The sequence below is a fragment of the Streptomyces griseorubiginosus genome, assembly GCF_017614965.1.
GTDB lineage: Bacteria > Actinomycetota > Actinomycetes > Streptomycetales > Streptomycetaceae > Streptomyces > Streptomyces griseorubiginosus_B.
This window is the reverse complement of the sequence record NZ_WVUG01000750.1, coordinates 1-416: the sequence shown is the minus strand read 5'-3', so window position 1 is coordinate 416 and position 416 is coordinate 1. Positions and strand designations below refer to the sequence as shown.

The 416-nt window shown below is 63.9% G+C and carries 1 pseudogene; it reads left to right on the top strand.

The window, feature by feature from the left end:
* Nucleotides 1–16: 16 nt before the first annotated feature.
* Nucleotides 17–416 (top strand): annotated as a pseudogene (locus GRC12_RS45105) (hypothetical protein); the annotation flags it as partial.

Genomic DNA, 416 nt, shown 5'->3' with positions numbered 1-416 from the left:
GTGCAATGCCGGCGTAATGGCGTTCGACGGCAGGACCGCGCTCGCGATCATCGAGAAGATCGGCAACGCCAACGCCAAGGGCGAATACTACCTGACCGATGCCGTCGGCATCGTCAGGGACATGGGATTGGAGGCCGTCGTGATCGAGACCAGCGAAGACGAAGTGCGCGGCATCAACACCAAGGCGCAGCTCGCCGAGGCCGAGGCTGTGATGCAGGCGCGACTGCGCAAGGCCGCGCTCGATGCCGGCGTGACCCTGATCGCGCCGGACACCGTCCATCTCGCCGCCGATACCAAATTCGGCAACGACGTCGTGATCGAGCCGTTCGTGGTGATCGGACCGGGCGTCTCGATCGACGATGGCGCGGTGATCCATTCGTTTTCGCACCTCGTCGAGGCGAAGGTCGGCAAAAAGG